Origin of the sequence: Blastomonas sp. UPD001 (genome assembly GCF_003426715.1) — a bacterium.
Taxonomy (GTDB): Bacteria; Pseudomonadota; Alphaproteobacteria; order Sphingomonadales; family Sphingomonadaceae; genus Blastomonas.
Genome location: NZ_QKVT01000001.1, coordinates 1,669,386 through 1,688,250, shown reverse-complemented (window position 1 = coordinate 1,688,250; position 18,865 = coordinate 1,669,386). Strand labels below are relative to the sequence as shown.

Sequence of the window (18,865 nt, the reverse complement as noted above, 5' to 3'; positions counted from 1 at the left end):
GGAAGCAAGGCAGGGTTATGCAGGATATAGACAGACGCGATCTGGTGATCGGCATTGCAGGGACGTCGATGCTCGGCTTCCCTGTCGACAGGGCCGCTGCGTTGCCCGCTGGCGCGGCACCATCGTCAGAGGGGCAACGGCGCGATATTGCAAATGTCAGGGATTTTGGCGCGGTTGGCGATGGGGCTTCCGACGATACCCGGTTCCTGCAGGCGGCGCTCGATTCGGGGTCGAGCTCGATCGTGCTCCCCCAAGGCCAGTACAGGACCGGCGCGCTCACCGTTCCCGCAGGCGTTGAGTTCTCCGGCACGGGTACGCTGCTGCTCATCAATGGGGGACTGACGCTGAGGGGCAACAATGCGGTCCGGGGGATCACGCTCAAGGGAATGGCGAATAGCGGCCTGGCGAACGCCATCACCGTGTCGGGCAGCGCCAATGTCGTTATCGATGGCGTCAGCTTCGTCTCGATCACGCGCAATGCTGTGGACATTCTCAATGCGGTCAATGTGCAGGTGCGCAATTGCACGGCCTATGACATTGGTCGCTACGGCAAGATAGATCCTCGGCGCGAGGGCTGCTTCGTCCATGTGGAGCGATCGCGCGGAACCATGGTCTGCCAGAACCCCGATGTGCAGCGGACCTATGGCCATGCCGCAATCTTCATTCGCGAGAACAACACCGACTGCTCGGTCTGCGACAATGCCATATCCGACACCTTCTTTCGGGCGATCCAGATCTATTCGGCGGGCATCGCGCGGGTCGTGGTCAATGGAAACCGGATCCATCGCACCGGCGAAATCAACAATACGGGGTCGGGCGTCGGCTGTAACGGAATCTATATCGTAACCGGCTCAACCGACCCCTCGCTGGTGGCCGTCAGCCATAATCATATCGAAAAATGCGCCGAAAATGGCATCGAGGTTCTGGGGGCCGCCACCGTGTTGAACAATGTCATCAAGATCACGGGCTACAGGAACCTCAAGACGCCTTCCAAGGAAGGGATTTTCGTCGAGAGTGGGGCGATCGTCAAAAACAATCTGGTGGTAGCGCCGGCGGACCGGGGTATCCGGCATTTCTCCAACGAACCCACCCGCGATATGGTGATCGACGGCAACGTGATCATTGATGCCGGTTCGGACGGAATCAACCTGCAGACCGACGGCAAGACCGGGCGCTATGTCAACTGCCGGATCACGAACAACCAGATCATGTCGCACAAGGGCGGATGGAGCATAGCGTTCAACGGCACCAATGGCGCGCTGGTAGATGAAACCAATGTCGTCTCCGGCAATATCGTGCCCCACATGGCCAAGGCGTTTGTGGCAAAGGGTGCTCGGACCTTCGGCAATAGCTGGCAGTTCTAGCGCGGCGCGGCCTCTGTTCGGCACCGGGAGCACAAGCGCCCTGGAACAGAACTGGATCGGGTCGGTCTGCGCAGGCCATAAGAGGATGGGCTTGCCTGCCGGCAGGTGAGTGCGCTACCAGCCGCGCACGTGTCCCGCCCGACCTGTCGCATCTTTGGCAGGCTGGCCCCAGGCTGATTGGTCCAAATGGCAGCATTCCCCGGTTCAGAGCGACCATCATCCCTCAGCACATCGACATGCACATTCAGGGCCCGTTCCAAATGACACTTCTGAAGACCGTCGTGGCGAAGGCCAAGGGACTTGCCTCTTTTGCCGGCGTTGCTTCGGGCAATGCCGTGGCGACAGCCATCAGTTTCCTGGGAACGATCGTGCTGGCTCGCGGGCTGTCAGAAGGCGACTTCGTTCTCGTCAACACGATCGTGCTGATCGGCATGACCATCAGCGTTGCTGGCGGGGGCGTCGATTCGGCGGCGTCGCGCATGATCGCCGCCCGATCGGCGGCGCCTGATTGTGTCGAACATATCAATCGGGCTGCTGCCAGATGGCGTACCGTTATCCTATTTGGTGGCTGGCTGGTCGCTGTACCGTTCCTGCAGAAGATCGCGGCCGATGCGGGATACAGTTTCGGCAAGTCGGTGATCATGCTGCTGAGCTGCACGATCATCTTCTCGGGCCTCGCGTTCGTGATCATCAAGCCGCTGGCGCAGGGTCGCTATCTGAGCGTGTTTCTGCAGCAGGTTTCGGTCCAGATCTCGATCTTAGGGATTTTCCTGGCTGCGGCGTTGACCAGGAATGTTGACATCGTCCTGTACAGTCTGCCCGTATTGATCATCTGGATGGGCTTTCTGGTCTGGCTCTCGCTGGTCAAGAGCGATGATCCCGCCGAGGAAATCAATTTCAACGAGGTCGCGAAGAAGCTGACGATCGGCTCGATCTTTTATGCCCTGTTCGACAAGATCGACGTCTATTTCATCTCTTACGTCCATCCCGATCTTGCGGCGGAATATGCCGTCGCGGCACGATTTGCCGGCAGCATGGTGCTCATTTCCAGTGCCTATTCCGCCATCGTGCTGCCGAGCGCTTCGCGCACCAAGTCGTTCACGCAGATCATGGAGGTGATGGGACATTACAAGACCCACCTGATGGCTGTAACCGGATTTACATTCGTCTGCGCAGTCCTGAGCTGGTTTGCGATCCCGATCCTGTTCGGCTCGAACTTTGCAGAGGCACCGCTCTACGCCAGCCTCATGCTGATGCAGTTTCCGGTGATTTCCGCCTATATCATTCTCGTCTTCGGATTGACCAATATCGGCAAGCTGGAATGGCAGGTGAACCTTGGTGCTATCCTGGTGCTGTGCAAGATCGTCGTTCTGCCGGTCATGTATTTCTACCCGGTCGTCGGCGCCATTAGCGGCGCGGTCGCGCATTTGGTTGGCGCGGGCTATATGTTTGCCAAGGCCAAGGGCTTGGAAGGCGTCAGGCCAGCATAAGGGCAAAGGCTATCGACGGGCGGCGAGGCTGTCGGGCGAGATCGGGAGCGTGCTTAAACGAACCGGACCCATCCCGATCCTGATATCTGCACGCCGGTCGCCAGAGTATCTGGCCGTCAATGTCCCCGACTGCGCGCGGGGCGGGTCATGATCGATTGGCGCTCGCCGCCGGTTCGCTGGCCGCTCTCGGCGCCGCGCGCTTGAGCGCCAGCGACCGCAGGCTGAACTCTGCCGGCACCCCGGAGGTCCCGCCAACGGCTTGCAGCACCAGTTTGGTATAGGGGCACTGGGACGGCACGCGGACGTTGAGCGCAAACCGGTTCGAGCTGCCCGCGCTCGGCAGTGCCTCGACGAGATAACGCTCTTCGCCCGATGTCCGCCAGCACGCCATGATCCATTGCAGCTGCGTGTCACCCATATCGCCGATAGGCACAATCGTGCCCTCTATCCGGTAGCTGGCGCCCTCCGGCAGCAACATGCCACGGCTCATGAGTTCGACGGTCTGATCGCTTGGCACCAGGGCCTGCAGGTCGAGCTGCTTGTCGTCGAGCGGCGCGAGCGACGCATAATCAGGGTTGGCCGCCCAGGAAAGGCTGCCGAATTTCGGATCGGTGCTCCAGCGGTTCAGCCCGAGGCTGTCCCATTGATCGTAATGCTCCTGCGGAACCATCACCCTTGCAATCCTGGTAACGCGGTCCACCGCCCCGGCGCGTGCCAGATTGTGGGCGAGCGAGCGGTACGCGCTGTTATAGGTTGCGGACTTGGCCATCACGCTCGGCCGGGTCAGCAGGGCATAGGCCGCCGCGGGATCCTGCACGACGAGATAGTCGGCAAAGCCGGGGACCCACCGAATGTCGGATTTGGCTGCCAGTTCGACCTTGGCGGCCACACCGGGATCACCCAGAAGCGTATTGAGCCGCGGGTAGAGCAGCGCCGAAATCTCAGGACGCAGCTTCAGCGACAGATCGATGTGCCGGTATGCCTTGTCGGGGTTGGACTGGCGCAACCAGTATTCGACCAGCCAGAGCTGCGTGATGATATCGCGACGGGACACTGCGCTAGACAGCTGCATTCCCTCCAGTGCCTGGTTCGGCTCGCGATTGACATCGTGCCAAACCGCCAACGAACGCACGAGCGTGCGATTCAGCGGGTCGCCGACCAGCGCCTTTCGCAGTTCACGTTGGTCATCCTCGGTCAGCCGGAGCTGCTTGCCCTTCAATGCAAGGTCATTGTAGCGCGCGGCAATGACCCCGGGATTGTCGCGATAAAGGCTATACGCGGTCTGGGGCGCAGCGCGCCTCAGATTCATCGCATTCGAATAGACAAATGCACCAAAGGCCAGAAACAGGCCGACGAACATCAGGCCCAATCGAAACCAGCGTGCAATTCCATGCTGTGTCATGGCGAGATTACGATGCTGCGTCAGGAAGGCGTGCCGCTGCTGTTGCCTTCACCATATTTCGCACCGTATCCATATCCATAGCCATAGCCATATCCGTAATTGAGCGAGTCGAGGCTGACCTTGGTCAGGATGGCACCGAACAGTCGCCCATTGGACATCGTCAGACGCTTGATGGAATTGCGGACTCCCCGCACCGGCGGACCGGCCGATTCGACCACGTAAACCACGCCTTCTGTCGCCTTGGAGATCAGCGGGGCATCGGTCATTCCGAGCACCGGCGGCGCATCGATGATCACATTGTCGAAATTCTCCAGCGCTTTCTGGATCAGCAGGTGCAGCCGGTCACCGCTGAGCAGTTCGGCAGCGCTGGGCGGAGTGGGTCCGGTGGCCATGATCGACAGATTCTTGAACTTGGTCTGCTGCAGCATCTCCGACCAGGCATCGTCACCGGCCAGGAAATTGCTCAGACCCTTGCCATTCTCAAGCTCGAGCATGTGGTGGACCGAAGGCGAACGCAAGTCTCCGTCGATCAGGAGCGTGGACCTGCCGGTGCGGCCCAGAACCACGGCGAGCGACAGGGCAGAGGAGCTCTTGCCTTCGTTCGGCCGCGTGCTGGTGATGGCCAGCGAGCGCGGGAACCCATGCGTGGTCGCAAAGTCCAGATTGGTCCGGATGGAGAAATAGGCATCGTAGAAATGCGATTTCACATCCGCTATCTCCTCGACCGCATCGTTGGGGACGATTGGCGTGATGCCGAGCAGGGGCAGGCCGAGCAATGCCTCCACCTGGTTCGGATCGCGGACACCTTCATCGAGCTGATCGAGCGCGAACACCAGGCCTGCCGCCAGCACCACACCGGCAACCAGAGCGATGGCAAGGTTCAGCAGGAGCTTTGGCGAGGACGGGCTCGTCGGGACGGCTGCAGGCTCGACAACGCTGATGTTGTTCACGCCGACCTGGCCGGCAATACCGATCTCCTTGTAGCGCTGCAGCAGCGCGTCATAAATCTGACGATTGGTATCGGCATCGCGCAGCAGCGCAGAATACTGGATGTTGGCCTTGCTTTCCTGATCGAACGTGCCCTTGAGCGCCTGCACCTCGCGGCGGAGCTCGTTCTCGCGAGCGACAGCTTCGCGATATTCGTTCGAGCGCGCGCGGCCGATGCGTTGGGTTTCCTGCGCCACTGCGGCGTCCGCAGAACGCAGCTGCTCGGCGAGTTCGCGCACGAAGGGGTGCCCGTCTTCCAGCTGCACCCGCTTCTTCGCATATTCGGCAGCGATCGACGCGCGCTGCGAGCGCAGGCTGGCAAGAGTCGAGCTGATCACGGCTTCGTTCGTCGCTTCGCTCGCCGAGCGGCTGCGTGCCTCTGCCGCGACCCGCGCAGCCGTCGCTTCATTCAGTGCCGCAGACAGCGCCTCGAGCTCGGTGCCGACGAGCGTCCGGCTGGATATGGTCTTGCCGTCCTGGTCCTTGGTCTCGCTCAGGGGAACGATGCCATTGCGCGACGCATAGGTAACGGCGAGGCGCTCGGATTCGTCCAGGCGCGCCCGCAGGGTGACCAGTCGCTCTTCCAGAAACTTTCGCGCGTCGGCGGTCGATGCATATTGGCGATCCATGCTGGTCGCGATAAACGACCTCGCCCATTCATTGGCGATCTTGGCCGAAAGCTCGGCGTTCCGGCTGGTGTACTTGATGTCGACCAGCTTCGAGTTGCGGATCGGCGCAATCTCGACATTGGCCAGCAGGATTCCGACAACGCGACGCCGTGCTGCCTCGCGTGCCTTCTGCGTCGATCCGCCTTCGGCTGCATCGGCCTCGTCGCTCGAAATCCCATGGGCATCGAGAAACGCGACATTGTTGTACAGCCGCAGCGTCGTCGCCACGCGCTCTGCGAGCGGTCGCGCCTTCAGCAGGGCATATTGCGTCGCATAGAATTCGAGGTCCTGCGGCGTGGTCTGGGCCTCGACACCTTCGACCATGGTGATCTGCTTTTGCTGACGGTCAATCTGGATCTGCACTTCCGCCGTATATTGCGGCGCCATAAACAGGGTCGCGAGCAGGCCGAGCAACAGCATGCCGCCAAAGACGGCCGCCACCAGCCAGCGCCACCGCAGCGCGGTGTACCAGTATTGCAGAATGAGCGGCGGCATGACCGGCCGCTGCCAACCCGGCTCCCCAACAGCCACCGAGTTGGAGCCGTTACGACTGTCCATTTGACTATACATTATAGCAAGAGAGCCTTTAATTACTATCCAAGAGGAAAATCAACGGCGCGATAACGGGCGGTGCTGCAGTCAGAATATCCTTCATGTTCCGCCGCGCCTGCGAATCCCCGACAACGACCGTATCGTTCGGGAAGAGTCTTGGATCGGGATACTGACCGCGCTCGATTGCCTTCACGTCATAAAGCGCTGCATATCTCTTGTTGTCGACTTCGCGAAAAACGATGACTTCACGCTTCTTTGAAAACTCGGTCCAGCCTTCGGCCCTGGCAATGGCCTTGAGCAGGGTCATGTCGCCGACAATCGGGTAGATACCCGGCTTCCTGATTTCGCCGCTGATCGACACGACCTGGCTGGCCGCCTTCTTGACGTTGATCGAAACGCGCGGGTCGCGGAAATACTGCTGCCGCAGCCCCGCTTCGATGACCTTCGCAGCTTCGCCGGGGGTCTTGCCGCCCACCTCGATCGTGCCCACCAGCGGGAAGGTGATCCTTCCGCTGGGATCGACCTCGATGTCTCGGGCCCTCAGGTCTTCATTGGCAAACACCTCGATATCGACAACATCATAGGGGCCGAGGGTAAAAGGCATTTCGGCAGCGCTATAGTCCGCCCTGCCGGGGCTGGGCAGTTCTCCGCCGCCGACGAAAGACAGCCCTTCTGCTCCTCCCACCGTCGAACGCCCACTTCCGCCCACGCACGATGCAGTGACCAGAGTCATGGATGCAAGAAGCAGCCCGCAGGCTGCTCTGGAGGCCAACCTTCTACTCAATCGCTTTGCCTTCATTGAAGTTTTCTTGTCGCTTGCGTCCGGTCGCCCAGACTGCAGCCAGCACAAATAGTGAGGCCAGCGCGGGTGTCCTTAGCGGATAATCGACTATGCTCGCAATGCCCAAAACAGAAATTATGGCCACGCCAACCCACCGCAAGCCAACGTCATTTTGCCGCGACTGGACCAGTCTCCATATCATCCAGAGATAGGCAAGAACCGCAACGACAAGAAGGATTGCACCGGGAACCCCTGCGGTCAGCAGCACCTCCATCCAGTCATTGTGAACATGATTGGAATAGGTAGGGATGAGCTCGCTATCGGGTTCATGGAGCTGATAGACTTCTACCGCGCTGCCGACGCCCGAACCCCAGGGAAGATATTGCGGGATGATCTCCCATACCGTGTCCCATACGCCATATCGAAGGTCGTCATCCAGACTGATGAAACGCGACCATGCGGTGGTTCTTCCCTGGGTGAGCGACAGCGACAGCAGGACGAACGACCCCATCAGGACCACCACAAAAGCGAGGCTCGACCAGCGCGACAGCGATGTCTGGCGGCGTCCCGACGCTCGCGGGATCATGAAAAGCGCCACAAACAGGAACGCCAGCAGGAACAAGGCCGTGCCAGCGCGCGAGCCGCTGATCAGGACGATCGGAAACAGCAGCGCATTCACCGCAAACACTAGCAGGAGATAGTGATTGGGCCGCAGCCTCGAGCGCAGATATTTCGGCAGGATGTAACAGGAAAGGATGAGCGAGAGCGACACGATCGCAACGGCATGATGGTTGCGGTTGGCGAACAGTCCCGCCGGCGTGTCCGACCGAATCTGGTAGAGATACAAGTCCAGCCCGCTCGCCTGGATGATGGTGACGATCGCGCCGAGGATCAGCAGGATCGTGATGGTCCGGAGCGCGATGCGCTGCCCCTGCTCGTCCAGATTGAGATAACCCAGAAGCACCGCCATGGGGACAAACAGCGCGTAAAAAGCGTTGAGCGTGCGGCTGGGGGTCATCGATAGCGGCATCATTGCGTCGGAGGACTGGGCAAAGCCGAGCACATCGCCGATAATGACCCGACCGCCCAGACCGCTCCAGACGGACGGCGGCAGCGGTATCATGTGCATCACGACCAGCGCGAACAACGCACCCGAAAACGCCAGCACGAAGGCATGGGTCTTGATCGTCTGCAATTGCAGACGCGAGAGATAATAGAAAAATGCAACGATGCAGATCGGACGCAGCAGGACCAGCCCGCTGAAGTCTTCGCGCGAGGAGCCGCCAAAAACGAAGACAATGGAAAGCAGCGCAAGATAGAGCCACAGCTCAGCCCTGCCAGGCTTAAGCTTTCCTGCACGCTTCAGAATTTTCGACATATTCAAGACAGCCTTGTTCAACGTTCTTACCAGGCCTGTGCCAGCCTGAGGCCCATATCCGGATACCGGCTCATGGCCATCATGACCAATCGCTGGGCGCGGACCCGATGGCGCGGACAGCCCTACTAGCGCCAGCGCCAGCATTGAGCCACTGCGTTTGTGCCGCCGATAGCGTCCCTGGTCTGTGCCTGAAAGAACGATTTTGTCGCAGCGCCTCTTCCGCCCCCCGATCGACACGCCAGGTTCCGCCCGATTGCACCCGAGGCCGGGCTTGTAAGGCCCGCAAGTCTTGGCTATCGCGCGGCCGCGCCGCCGTTACAGCAGATCGCTTCATCCATCGAAAATGACGGGGCCCACCGGTCCGCGCGCGGATTGTCCGGCAGAGCTGCCGGGGATCCGCGTTCCCTACCAGTTTTGAAAGGCCCCAGCCCCTATGTGCGGTATCGTTGGAATTCTGGCCCGTCGCGATGTTGTCGATGATCTGGTCGATGGCCTCAAGCGGATGGAATATCGCGGTTATGATTCGGCCGGGGTGTGCACGGTGCACGAGGGCCGGCTGGTGCGCAGGCGCGCCGAGGGCAAGCTGCGCAACCTGGCCGAGGTGCTGGTCCGCGATCCTGCCCCCGGCCATGTCGGCATCGCGCACACGCGCTGGGCGACGCATGGCGCGCCGACCACGGCCAATGCGCACCCGCACGCGACCGGCGAGGTGGCGCTGGTGCACAATGGCATCATCGAGAATTTCAAGTCGCTGCGCGATGCGCTGATGCAGCGTGGCCGCGTGTTCGAGAGCGAGACCGATACCGAGGTGGTCGCGCATCTGGTGAGCGAACGGATCGAGGCGGGCGACAGCCCCGAGGAGGCGGTCAAGGCGGTGCTGCCGCAGCTGCGCGGCGCGTTCGCGCTCGCCATCGCGTTCCGCCAGCATCCCGATCTGCTGATCGGCGCGCGGCTGGGCTCGCCGCTGGTGCTCGGCTATGGCGAGGACGAGACCTATCTCGGCTCCGACGCGCTGGCACTCGCGCCGCTGACGCAGCGGATCGCCTATCTGGAAGAGGGCGACTGGGTGGTGCTGACCCGCGAGGGCGCGCAGGTGTACGATGCCGACAACCGGCCGGTCGAGCGCGAGGTGACGCTGTCGGGCGTCACCGGCGCGCTGATCGACAAGGGCAATCACCGCCACTTCATGCAGAAGGAAATCTTCGAGCAGCCGGTGGTCGTGGCGCAGACGCTGCAGAGCTATATCCGCTCGGTCGAGCAGCAGGTGGCGCTGCCGCAGATGGACTTTGCGCTGGCGGATATCGAGCGGGTGACGATCATCGCCTGCGGCACCGCCTCCTATGTCGGGCTGATCGGCAAATACTGGATCGAGCAGCTCGCGCGCGTTCCGGTCGAGGTCGATGTCGCGTCCGAGTTCCGCTATCGCGATCCGGTGCTGAGCCCGAACATGCTCGGCGTGGTCGTCTCGCAATCGGGCGAGACGGCGGACACGCTCGCGGCGCTGCGCCACATGAAGGCAGGCGGGGTGACCACCGCCGGGATCATCAACGTGCCGACCAGCTCGATGGCGCGCGAGGTCGATCTGCTGCTGCCGACGCATGCCGGGCCCGAGATCGGCGTTGCCTCGACCAAGGCGTTCACCTGCCAGCTCGCGGTGATGGCGGCGCTCGCGGTGAACCTGGCGCGCGCCAGGGGCAGGCTCGATGCGGCGCAAGAGGCCGAGATCGTCCGCCACCTGATCGAGGCGCCGGCGGCGATCAACGCCGCGCTGGCCCATGACGCGGATATCGAGGCGATGGCGCACACGATCGCGCAGGCGCGCGACGTGCTCTATCTGGGGCGCGGCCCCGATTATGCGCTGGCGCTCGAAGGTGCGCTCAAGCTCAAGGAAATCAGCTATATCCACGCCGAAGGCTATGCCGCGGGCGAGATGAAGCACGGTCCCATCGCGCTGATCGACGAGGCGGTGCCGATCATCGTCATCGCGCCTTCGGGCCCGCTGTTCGAAAAGACGGTGAGCAATATGCAGGAGGTGCGCGCGCGCGGCGGCAAGGTGGTGCTGATCTCCGACGCCGACGGCCTGGCCGAAGCGGGCGAAGGGTGCCTCGCCACGATCGAGATGCCGCATGTCCACCCACTCATCGCGCCGCTGGTCTATGCCATCCCCGTCCAGCTGCTCGCCTATCATGTCGCCGTCGCCAAGGGCACCGATGTCGACCAGCCCAGAAACCTCGCCAAGTCCGTGACGGTCGAGTGACGCAAGGCTAGCGGCTGCTCGTCGCTGCCGCTGGCCTCATACATCGCAGCAGTTTGTTAACCATATTTAAGTTTCCGTGGATTTAGATGGCGGCGATCTGCTGGCCTGCCCGTGGCTGGACCGGGCATGGGGGTATGGATGAGCATCGCCAACTGGAATCCTGCGAAGCTGACGCTGGTTGTCGATCTCGACGACACGCTGATCCGCACCGACAGCCTGCTCGAGAATTTCTGGGCGGCCTGGGCGGTCCGGTGGCACACGCCGCTGGAGGCCATGCGCACGCTGGCCAGGGGCAAGGTCGCGCTCAAGCACCGGCTCGGCGAGATCGGCCAGATCGATCCGGCGCGGCTGCCCTATAACCCGGAAGTTCTCGACATGATCGAGCAGTGGCGCGCGCGCGGTGGACGCGTTGCGCTCGTCACCGGCGCGACCCAGGCCATGGCCGATGCGGTGGCGGGGCATCTCGGCCTGTTCGATTCAGCCTATGGATCGAAAGATGGCGTCAACCTCACCGGCGCGCGCAAGGCGCGGTTCCTGGAGGAGACGTTCGGACCTGCAGGATACAGCTATATCGGCGATGCCCCGGCCGATTTCGCGGTGTGGCAGGGCGCGGCCGCTGCCGTGACGGTCAATCCCAGCAAGGCGTTTCAGGCGCGGGTCGAGGCACTGATCGCGGATGCAACGCACCTGCCCGCGCGCCGGGCGGGCGTGCGCGACTATCTCGAAGCGATGCGCCCGCACCAGTGGCTCAAGAACGTGCTCGTCTTCCTGCCGATGCTCGCGGCGCACGCGCTCGATCTCGTCACCGCGCTGCAGGCGGTGCTCGCCTTTGTCGCGTTCAGCCTGGTGGCGTCGGCCACCTATATCCTCAACGACCTGCTCGACCTGTCGGCAGACCGCGCGCACCCGCGCAAGTGCCAGCGCCCGTTCGCGTCCGGACGCATCCGCCTGATCCACGGGACCTGGATGGTACCGGTGCTGGGGCTGGCGGGCGCCGGAATCGCGCTGGCAGGCGGGATCGAGCTTTTTGCCGTTCTGCTGATTTATGCGGGTGTCACCATCCTCTATTCGGTCAAGCTCAAGCGCCTCGCGATGATCGATATCTGCACGCTCGCCGTGCTCTATTCGCTGCGTGTGCTCGCGGGCAGCGCGGCGACGGGCATTGCCTCCTCGCTCTGGCTGCTCGCCTTCTCGACCTTTTTCTTCTTCTCGCTCTCGCCAAGGGCACCGATGTCGACCAGCCCAGAAACCTCGCCAAGTCCGTGACGGTGGAGTGATTGCAGCATGACCGGGCAGGGGACGGCCAGCATCACGATCGAGGGCGGCTGCCATTGCGGCGCGGTTCGCTTCGAAGCGGATGTGCCTGGCCATGTCCGGCTGCTGTCGTGCAACTGCTCGATGTGCGCGAAGACCGGGTTCCTGCACATGATCGTGCCGCATGGCGATTTCCGGCTGATTGCGGGCCACGATGCGCTGACCAGCTATCGCTTCGGCACGGGCGCTGCCGAGCATCTGTTCTGCCGGACCTGCGGAATTCGCAGCTTCTACCAGCCCCGCTCGCACCCGGACAGCTGGTCGGTGGACTTTCGCTGCCTTGACGAGGGCCATGGCGTGGCCGCCGAAATCGAAGCTTTTGACGGACGCAACTGGGAAGCGGCGCGCACAGCCTTGGCGGACGATTAAGTTGCAATCTGTGCAAGTGCATAGGAATCAATTGCACTTGTAGGACAGCATATATGACCTAAATAGCCTGTCAGAGAGCAGGATGTCTGCGCGGCCAATTCCATCGTTTGTCAGGAGTTCGTCATGCGTATTGCATTCAATCTGGCCGCTGCCTTCGTGAGCAGCGCCGTCATCATGCTGGCCGTCATCTGAACCGATACGCGGCCGCCTATGGCGGCAGCAGGCCAGTTCGCCATGGCCTGCAACCTGCGGATCAACGCCGGTTGCAGGCAAGGTGCGTCGGATCCCATCCTTTCATCGAATCCGCACAACAGCGCAGCAAATCGGTCTTGACCGGTTACCCTTCGCTAACTTTGTTTCGCTATGTCGCCGGGGTGAGCAAAACCCCCGCCAATCCCTCGACCGCGCGTGACCTGCCGGTCATGGCCATTCTCGGCCTGTTCGACCCTCCCGAGGGCGACTGGGACCATTTCCGCGCGATCCAGTATACCGGGCTTGCCCGATATGCGATCCTGCGCGTGGTCACCAATCTGGTGCTGGGGCTGATGGTCTGCCAGCTGTTCAGCGGTCTGGTACCGCTCTGGCAGCTGGCCGGATGGATGGCGATGCTTGGCGCGTCGCTCTATTTCCCCTCGGTGCTCTACAGGCGCAGCGGCATGGTCAATCACGACCATGTCGCGCGGCGATTCGTTCTCCAGCTCGTCGCTGCGACCAGCGTGATCGCGCTGGTCTGGTGCGTCCCGATCCTCGTGTTCGCACCATTGGCGAGCGAGATGGAACTCGCGTCGGTCTGGACCATTCTCGCGGCGCTGGTGGTGGGCGGCACGCTGCTGCTCAACGCGCTTCCGCTGGGCGCGTTCGTGTTCAATCTGGTGTTGATGACGGCATCTGTCATCGCCTTCTGGCAGGGCGAGAATATCGTGACGGTCGGCGCGATCGTCTGCTTCTCGATCCTGCTGGCGCTGTCGGGCTTCGAAAATGCCCGCGCCTATCTGATGTTCAAGTTCTCCGAACACGGCCTGGCCGAAAAGGACGAGGTCGTCAGCCTGTTGCTGCGCGAGTTCGAGGAAGGCGATGCCGACTGGCTGTGGCAGATTGATTTCGCGCGCCGCATCGTCGCCGCCAGCCCGCGCTTTGCCTTTGCCGCGGGGCGCGAAGCCAGCGAGATCGAGGGCATGCCGCTGACCCAGCTGATCGCGGGCAAGCACTGGGAGAGCGGCAACCTGCCCCCCAGCCTGCACATCCTCTCCGACAAGCTGACCAAGCGCGAGAGCTTCTCGAACCTTGTCGTCAAGGTCCAGGGCGAGGAAAAGACCTATTGGTGGGAGCTGTCCGCTTCGCCGCGCTATGACGATAACGGCACGTTCATCGGCTTCCGCGGCGTCGGATCGGACGTCACCGAAAGCCGCGAAAGCGCCGAGAAGATCGCGCGCCTGGCCCGGTTCGACACGCTCACCGGCCTGCCCAATCGCCTCCAGCTCACCGAGGCGCTCGACCGTGCGCTCAAGGAATGCGAGCAGTGGAACTGCCGCTGCGGCTTCCTGATGATCGATCTCGACCGGTTCAAGTCGGTCAACGATACGCTCGGCCATCTGGTCGGCGACCGGCTGCTCGCGCAAGTGTCGCTGCGGCTGCGCTCGCTGATGGGCAAGGACGAGCTGTGCGGCCGGCTGGGCGGCGACGAATTTGCGGTGGTGATGCGCGACACCGGCGATGGCCAGCGCATCTCCGATCTGGCGGGCCGGATCATCGATGTGCTCTCGCGGCCCTATGAGGTCGACCAGCATACGCTGTTCATCGGTGCCAGCGTGGGCTCTGCCACCGGCACGCGCGACGGCCGAACGGTCGAGACGCTGATGCGCAGCGCCGACCTGGCGCTTTATCGGTCCAAGGACGAGGGCGGCGGCCGCCACAATGTCTACGAGCCCAAGCTGCACAGCCATGCCGAAGAACGCCGCGTCATGGAAATCGCGCTGCGCAAGGCGCTCGAAAAGGACGAATTCTCGCTCGCCTTCCAGCCGGTGGTCGATGCGGGAAGCGAATCGCTGGTCGCGTTCGAGGCGCTGATCCGCTGGTTCAATCCCGAATTCGGCCAGGTCTCGCCGGCACGTTTCATCCCGCTTGCAGAGGACGCGCGGCTGGTCGTTCCGATCGGCAACTGGGTGCTGCACCGCGCCTGCCGCGAGGCGGTGACCTGGCCCGCCAATGTTCGCGTCGCGGTCAACGTCTCTGCCGAGCAGCTCTACGAGGCCGATTTCGTCGATACCGTGGTCGAGGCGCTGTCCGAGACCGGCCTGCCGCCGCAGCGGCTCGAGCTGGAGGTGACCGAAAGCGTGTTCCTGCGCGAAGGATCGCGCGCTGGCGAGACGCTTGATCGAATCCTCGCGCTCGGCGTCGGCCTGTCGCTCGACGATTTCGGCACCGGCTATTCGGCGCTCGGCTATCTCAGCAAGACCCGCTTTACCACGATCAAGGTCGATCGCAGCTTCGTCCAGGGCGCCGCCAAGGGCGCGCAGGAAAGCATCGCGATCATTCGCGCGGTGGTGGCGATGGCGGAAAGCCTGGGCATGTCGACCACCGCCGAAGGGGCGGAAACCGAGCACGAGGTGCAGGTGATCCGCGATCTCGGCTGCAAGAAGATCCAGGGCTATTTCTATGGCCGCCCGATGACCGCCGAAGACGTGCAGACGCTGTTCGGCGACCGTCAGGCCGCGCTATACGGCTGAGAGCGTCAGGTCGGACGCTCGGCCCGGTTGGGCGTCAGGCGCGTTCGAGCACCGATCGCGCCAGGCCTTCGAACATGCGGGCCCCGTCGGTATGGCCGTGCTGCGATTCGACGACCCGCTCCGGATGCGGCATCATGCCGAGTACATTGCCCTTCGCATTGAGCACACCGGCGATATCACGCGCCGATCCGTTGACGGGCTCGGCATAACGGAACGCGACCTGGCCTTCGCCTTCGATCCGGTCGAGCGTGGCATCGTCGGCGAAATAATTGCCGTCATGATGCGCGACCGGGATGCGGATCGTTTCGCCCGCTCCGTACAGGTTGGTGAAGCGGCTCGATGCATTCTCGACCTTCAGGCCCACCGTGCGGCAGACGAAGCGGATGCCCGCATTGCGCATCAGCGCGCCAGGCAGCAGCCCGGCTTCGGTGAGGATCTGGAAGCCGTTGCAGATGCCGAGCACCGCGACGCCGCGCTCCGCCGCCTCGACCACCGCTCCGATCACCGGTGAGCGCGCCGCCATCGCGCCCGAGCGCAGATAATCGCCATAGGAAAAGCCGCCGGGCACGCCGATCAGGTCGAGCCCTTCCGGCAGCGACTGTTCGCCATGCCACAGGCGGATCGGCGCATGGCCGGTCACCCGTTCGATCGCCACCGCGAGGTCGCGGTCGCAATTCGATCCGGGGAAGGTGATGACCGCCGATTTCATGCGACCTTCTCGACCCGGTAGTTCTCGATCACCATATTGGCGAGCAGCTTGCGGCACATCGCGTCGATATCCTCGTCGCTGGTGCCGTCGGCCAGGGTGAGCTCGATCAGCCGCCCGGCGCGGACGTCCTCGACGCCGCCAAAGCCCAGCCCTTCGAGCGCATGGTGGATCGCGCGACCCTGCGGGTCGAGCACGCCGTCTTTCAGGGTCACATGGATGCGGGCCTTCATCGGCGTCCTCCTGGCTAGTCCATTTTCAAGTCGACCGTGCACGGTCGATGGATCGGAACATGCGGCAACAAATATCGAGAGCGTTTTCGCTCGTGGCGAAAATGCGCTGCGTGGATGGCCTGCCCTATAGCGTGCCGCGTCGGCGGGGCAAGGGGGTGCATCGCCCCGACATGGTTCGCGCGACGCGGCGGGCGCGTTAACCTTTCCTAACAAAGCCCTGTCAATCGCTGCGGCATAGCTTTTGTTCAGCAATGATGCGGGGGATATATGGCAGGTCTGGCACTGGCGATGTTTATCGGGCTGTTCGGCTTCGGCCACGAACTGCTGGGCTGGAGCGATCCGGGCGGGCGCATTCAGCTCGCGCTGTTCATGTCGTTCATCTTCGGGATCATCAGCGGCTACCGCACCCGCAGCTGACGCTATTGCGGCGCAGCGTTGGCCGCGACAGGCGACTGTCGCGCGGCCAGCGCGGTGCCGGTCCCCGTGCCTTCATAGAGCGATTGGACCAGCAGCGCGCGATCGGGCGACAGATAGGTGCGCGCCATGGCGAGCAGTTCGTCCGCGCTCACCGTGCCGAAGGCGGTGCCGCCGCTGCGGAACCGGTCGAGCTTGGCGGGCTTGCTCTGCGCCGAATCGACGATTCCCAGCCAGGCGGTGTTGCTCTTCACGCTGTTGGCGATGTTCTCGAGGATCGGTGTGCGCGCCCGCGCCAGCTCGTCGGCGGCGATCGGCGAGGGTGTCGAGGGCGATCCCGCCAGCGGGGCAGGGGCGGAAAGCTCGGCGGCGATATGGCGCACCGCATCGGACACCTTCTCGACATCGCCCGAGGCGACATTGGTGCTGATCTGGATATAGCCATAGCCGGGATAGATCGACGAGGTGAACGAACGTGCCACTGGCGAATAGCTCGCGCCCAGCTGTTCGCGGATCTGGTCGGTCACCTTGATCTGCAGCAGCTCGGCGAGCAGGCGCAGCCGCACGTCCTCGCGATAATCGGCATCGTCGGTGGTCGGCCAGTAGAATTCGACGATCGCCTGATCGGCCTCGCCCTTGTGGTGCAGCACGCGCGGGCTGCGGTTGGCGGTGAACTGGCGGGTGCGCGCCTCGCCATAGTCGCGGAACTCGGCCTCGCGCTCGGGCAGCGCACCGAACGTTGCAGCGACCGCGGCGATCACCTGATCCTCGTCGAAATCGCCGACCAGTCCGATCTCGATCGCGCCTCTTTCGAGCCGGTCGCCAATCGCGGCCTTGAGGTCGTCAAAGGTCAGCTTCTCGAACACTTCCCTTTGCGCGAGCGAGAAGCGCGGATCGTTGTCCGACAGGATCGCGCCGATCTGGCTGCCGATCGCGCCTTCGGGCGTCGCGTTCAGCCGCGCGTAGAAATTGGGCAGATAGCTGCGATACTGGTTGATCGCCTCGCTGCGATAGCCGGGATGGGTGGTGAACGCGGTCAGCACCTGCATCTGCAGCTTGAGATCATCGGGTGTGGTGGCCAGATAGCCGCCCAGATAATCCTCGCCCGATCCGAAGTTCAGCGACACCGCGCGCCCGGCGAAGATCGAGTAGAGATCGTCGAGGCTGTGCGCTTCCAGCCCGCCGCGCACGAAGATGTTCATCAGGCTGGTCGCTTCGGGATTGTCGCGCGACGCGAGCAGATCGCCGCCATCGATGCGCAGCGAGACGAGCACGCGGTTCTTGTCGAAATCGGTCTTCTTGAGGTTCAGCCGCACATTGTTGGCAAAGCGGATGGTGCGGATGCCGAGGTCCTCGATCGTGCTGTCGGCCACCACGGTGCCCGGATTGCCGAAATCCTGATAGGCAAAGGCCTGCGCATCGCGCGCCTGGGGCTTTGCCACCTTCGTCTTCTGGGCCTGGGCAAAGGCCAGGCGCACACCATCTGCACCGCCCGCCGGATCGACCTTGGTGGCCAGGTGGATCAGCGGCTTGTCGAGCGTGCCGAAATCCTCGCGCAGCGCCTTGAGTAGCATCTTGGGCGTCAGCGCATCGCGCAGCGCGGTGAATCGCTCGAGCTGGCTTTCGGGCGTGGTGACGATCATCCCGTCCTTGGCCATCCCCATGATCTGGTCGGCGAGCTGGTCGTTACTGCGCGTATCCTGGCCGCGCACCGCATTCTCGTAGCCGGTGGTGAAATTGGCGAGCTGCTCGGCGAGTTCCGCCTTGGTGAAGCCATAGCGCAGCGCCGCGCGCAGCTCGCGCTCGGCGGCTTCCAGCCCGCGCTGCCACTCGCCGTCGCGCGTCGCGACATTGAGCACTGACTGGTTGGCGATCTTGTACACGTCGGACCGGCCGACCGAGGCGCCGACGAACGGCGCGTCTTCCTGCCGCGCAATCCGGCCGAGCCTGCGACCGACGATGTTGTAGGCGAGCGCGCGCGTCAGCTTGGCGCGCCGCGTCGCCTTGCTGTCGGGCTCCTCGACATAGGGCGAGAAGCGCAGGACGGTGGCGACCTCGTCGATCGCGGGATGCGTGAAGATGTTGGCCTCATCGGCGCGCGCGGTATCGATCCTGCCGAGCGGCACATCGGGCGCTTCGCCGTGCTTTGCCTCCCAGTTGCCGAAGCTTGCCTGAATCTTCGCCTCGGTCTCCGCAACGTCGACATCGCCGACCACGACCAACG

13 protein-coding genes and 1 pseudogene are annotated in these 18,865 nt (G+C 63.0%); 7 read left to right on the top strand and 7 right to left on the bottom strand.

The features are described 5' to 3' along the window. The first annotated feature begins 44 nt into the window (after nucleotides 1-44). Nucleotides 45-1,364 (top strand): right-handed parallel beta-helix repeat-containing protein, encoded by a 1,320-nt coding sequence (locus DM995_RS08585; RefSeq protein ID WP_232824219.1) that lies wholly within the window; start codon nucleotides 45-47, stop codon nucleotides 1,362-1,364. 236 nt (nucleotides 1,365-1,600) lie between these two features. After that, the gene (locus tag DM995_RS08580; protein ID WP_157973136.1) at nucleotides 1,601-2,854 is read left to right on the top strand and encodes a lipopolysaccharide biosynthesis protein; all 1,254 of its coding nucleotides are present in this window, start codon (nucleotides 1,601-1,603) and stop codon (nucleotides 2,852-2,854) included. A 145-nt stretch (nucleotides 2,855-2,999) separates the two neighbouring features. On the opposite strand, the gene DM995_RS08575 is transcribed toward DM995_RS08580, so the two are convergent. The 4 genes from DM995_RS08575 to DM995_RS08560 form a co-directional block, all read right to left on the bottom strand. After that, nucleotides 3,000-4,223 (bottom strand): hypothetical protein, encoded by a 1,224-nt coding sequence (locus DM995_RS08575; RefSeq protein ID WP_116969152.1) that lies wholly within the window; start codon nucleotides 4,221-4,223, stop codon nucleotides 3,000-3,002. Nucleotides 4,224-4,276: 53 nt separating this feature from the next. Next, nucleotides 4,277-6,406, bottom strand: coding sequence for a GumC family protein (locus DM995_RS08570; RefSeq protein WP_116969151.1), 2,130 nt, complete (start codon nucleotides 6,404-6,406; stop codon nucleotides 4,277-4,279). A 91-nt stretch (nucleotides 6,407-6,497) separates the two neighbouring features. Continuing rightward, nucleotides 6,498-7,196: a polysaccharide biosynthesis/export family protein gene (locus DM995_RS08565; RefSeq protein WP_232824217.1), complete on the bottom strand. Its 699-nt coding sequence runs from the start codon at nucleotides 7,194-7,196 to the stop codon at nucleotides 6,498-6,500. Nucleotides 7,197-7,239: 43 nt separating this feature from the next. After that, nucleotides 7,240-8,622, bottom strand: coding sequence for an O-antigen ligase family protein (locus DM995_RS08560; RefSeq protein WP_232824214.1), 1,383 nt, complete (start codon nucleotides 8,620-8,622; stop codon nucleotides 7,240-7,242). 433 nt (nucleotides 8,623-9,055) lie between these two features. Here DM995_RS08560 and glmS point away from each other — a divergent pair, with 433 nt between their 5' ends. From glmS to DM995_RS08540, 4 genes and pseudogenes are all read left to right on the top strand, one after another. Next, on the top strand, nucleotides 9,056-10,879 hold the full coding sequence (gene glmS / locus DM995_RS08555) for a glutamine--fructose-6-phosphate transaminase (isomerizing) (RefSeq protein WP_116969148.1): 1,824 nt from the start codon (nucleotides 9,056-9,058) through the stop codon (nucleotides 10,877-10,879). Nucleotides 10,880-11,005: 126 nt separating this feature from the next. After that, a pseudogene (locus DM995_RS08550) lies at nucleotides 11,006-12,037 on the top strand (UbiA family prenyltransferase); the annotation flags it as partial. Nucleotides 12,038-12,163: 126 nt separating this feature from the next. Further along, complete coding sequence (locus DM995_RS08545; protein WP_116969146.1) at nucleotides 12,164-12,562, top strand: GFA family protein; 399 nt, start codon at nucleotides 12,164-12,166, stop codon at nucleotides 12,560-12,562. Between the two features lie 422 nt (nucleotides 12,563-12,984). Next, nucleotides 12,985-15,288: a putative bifunctional diguanylate cyclase/phosphodiesterase gene (locus DM995_RS08540; protein ID WP_502696608.1), complete on the top strand. Its 2,304-nt coding sequence runs from the start codon at nucleotides 12,985-12,987 to the stop codon at nucleotides 15,286-15,288. A gap of 34 nt (nucleotides 15,289-15,322) precedes the next feature. Here DM995_RS08540 and purQ read toward each other — a convergent pair whose 3' ends face one another. After that, nucleotides 15,323-15,997: a phosphoribosylformylglycinamidine synthase subunit PurQ gene (gene purQ / locus DM995_RS08535; protein WP_116969144.1), complete on the bottom strand. Its 675-nt coding sequence runs from the start codon at nucleotides 15,995-15,997 to the stop codon at nucleotides 15,323-15,325. After that, complete coding sequence (gene purS, locus DM995_RS08530; protein WP_110299146.1) at nucleotides 15,994-16,227, bottom strand: phosphoribosylformylglycinamidine synthase subunit PurS; 234 nt, start codon at nucleotides 16,225-16,227, stop codon at nucleotides 15,994-15,996. The genes purQ and purS overlap by 4 nt, the downstream gene beginning before the upstream one ends. A gap of 267 nt (nucleotides 16,228-16,494) precedes the next feature. Here purS and DM995_RS21790 point away from each other — a divergent pair, with 267 nt between their 5' ends. Continuing rightward, nucleotides 16,495-16,644: a hypothetical protein gene (locus tag DM995_RS21790; RefSeq protein ID WP_023836388.1), complete on the top strand. Its 150-nt coding sequence runs from the start codon at nucleotides 16,495-16,497 to the stop codon at nucleotides 16,642-16,644. 2 nt (nucleotides 16,645-16,646) lie between these two features. On the opposite strand, the gene DM995_RS08525 is transcribed toward DM995_RS21790, so the two are convergent. Further along, nucleotides 16,647-18,865, bottom strand: a 2,219-nt coding sequence (locus tag DM995_RS08525) for an insulinase family protein (protein WP_116969143.1), incomplete at its 5' end; no start/stop codon positions are given.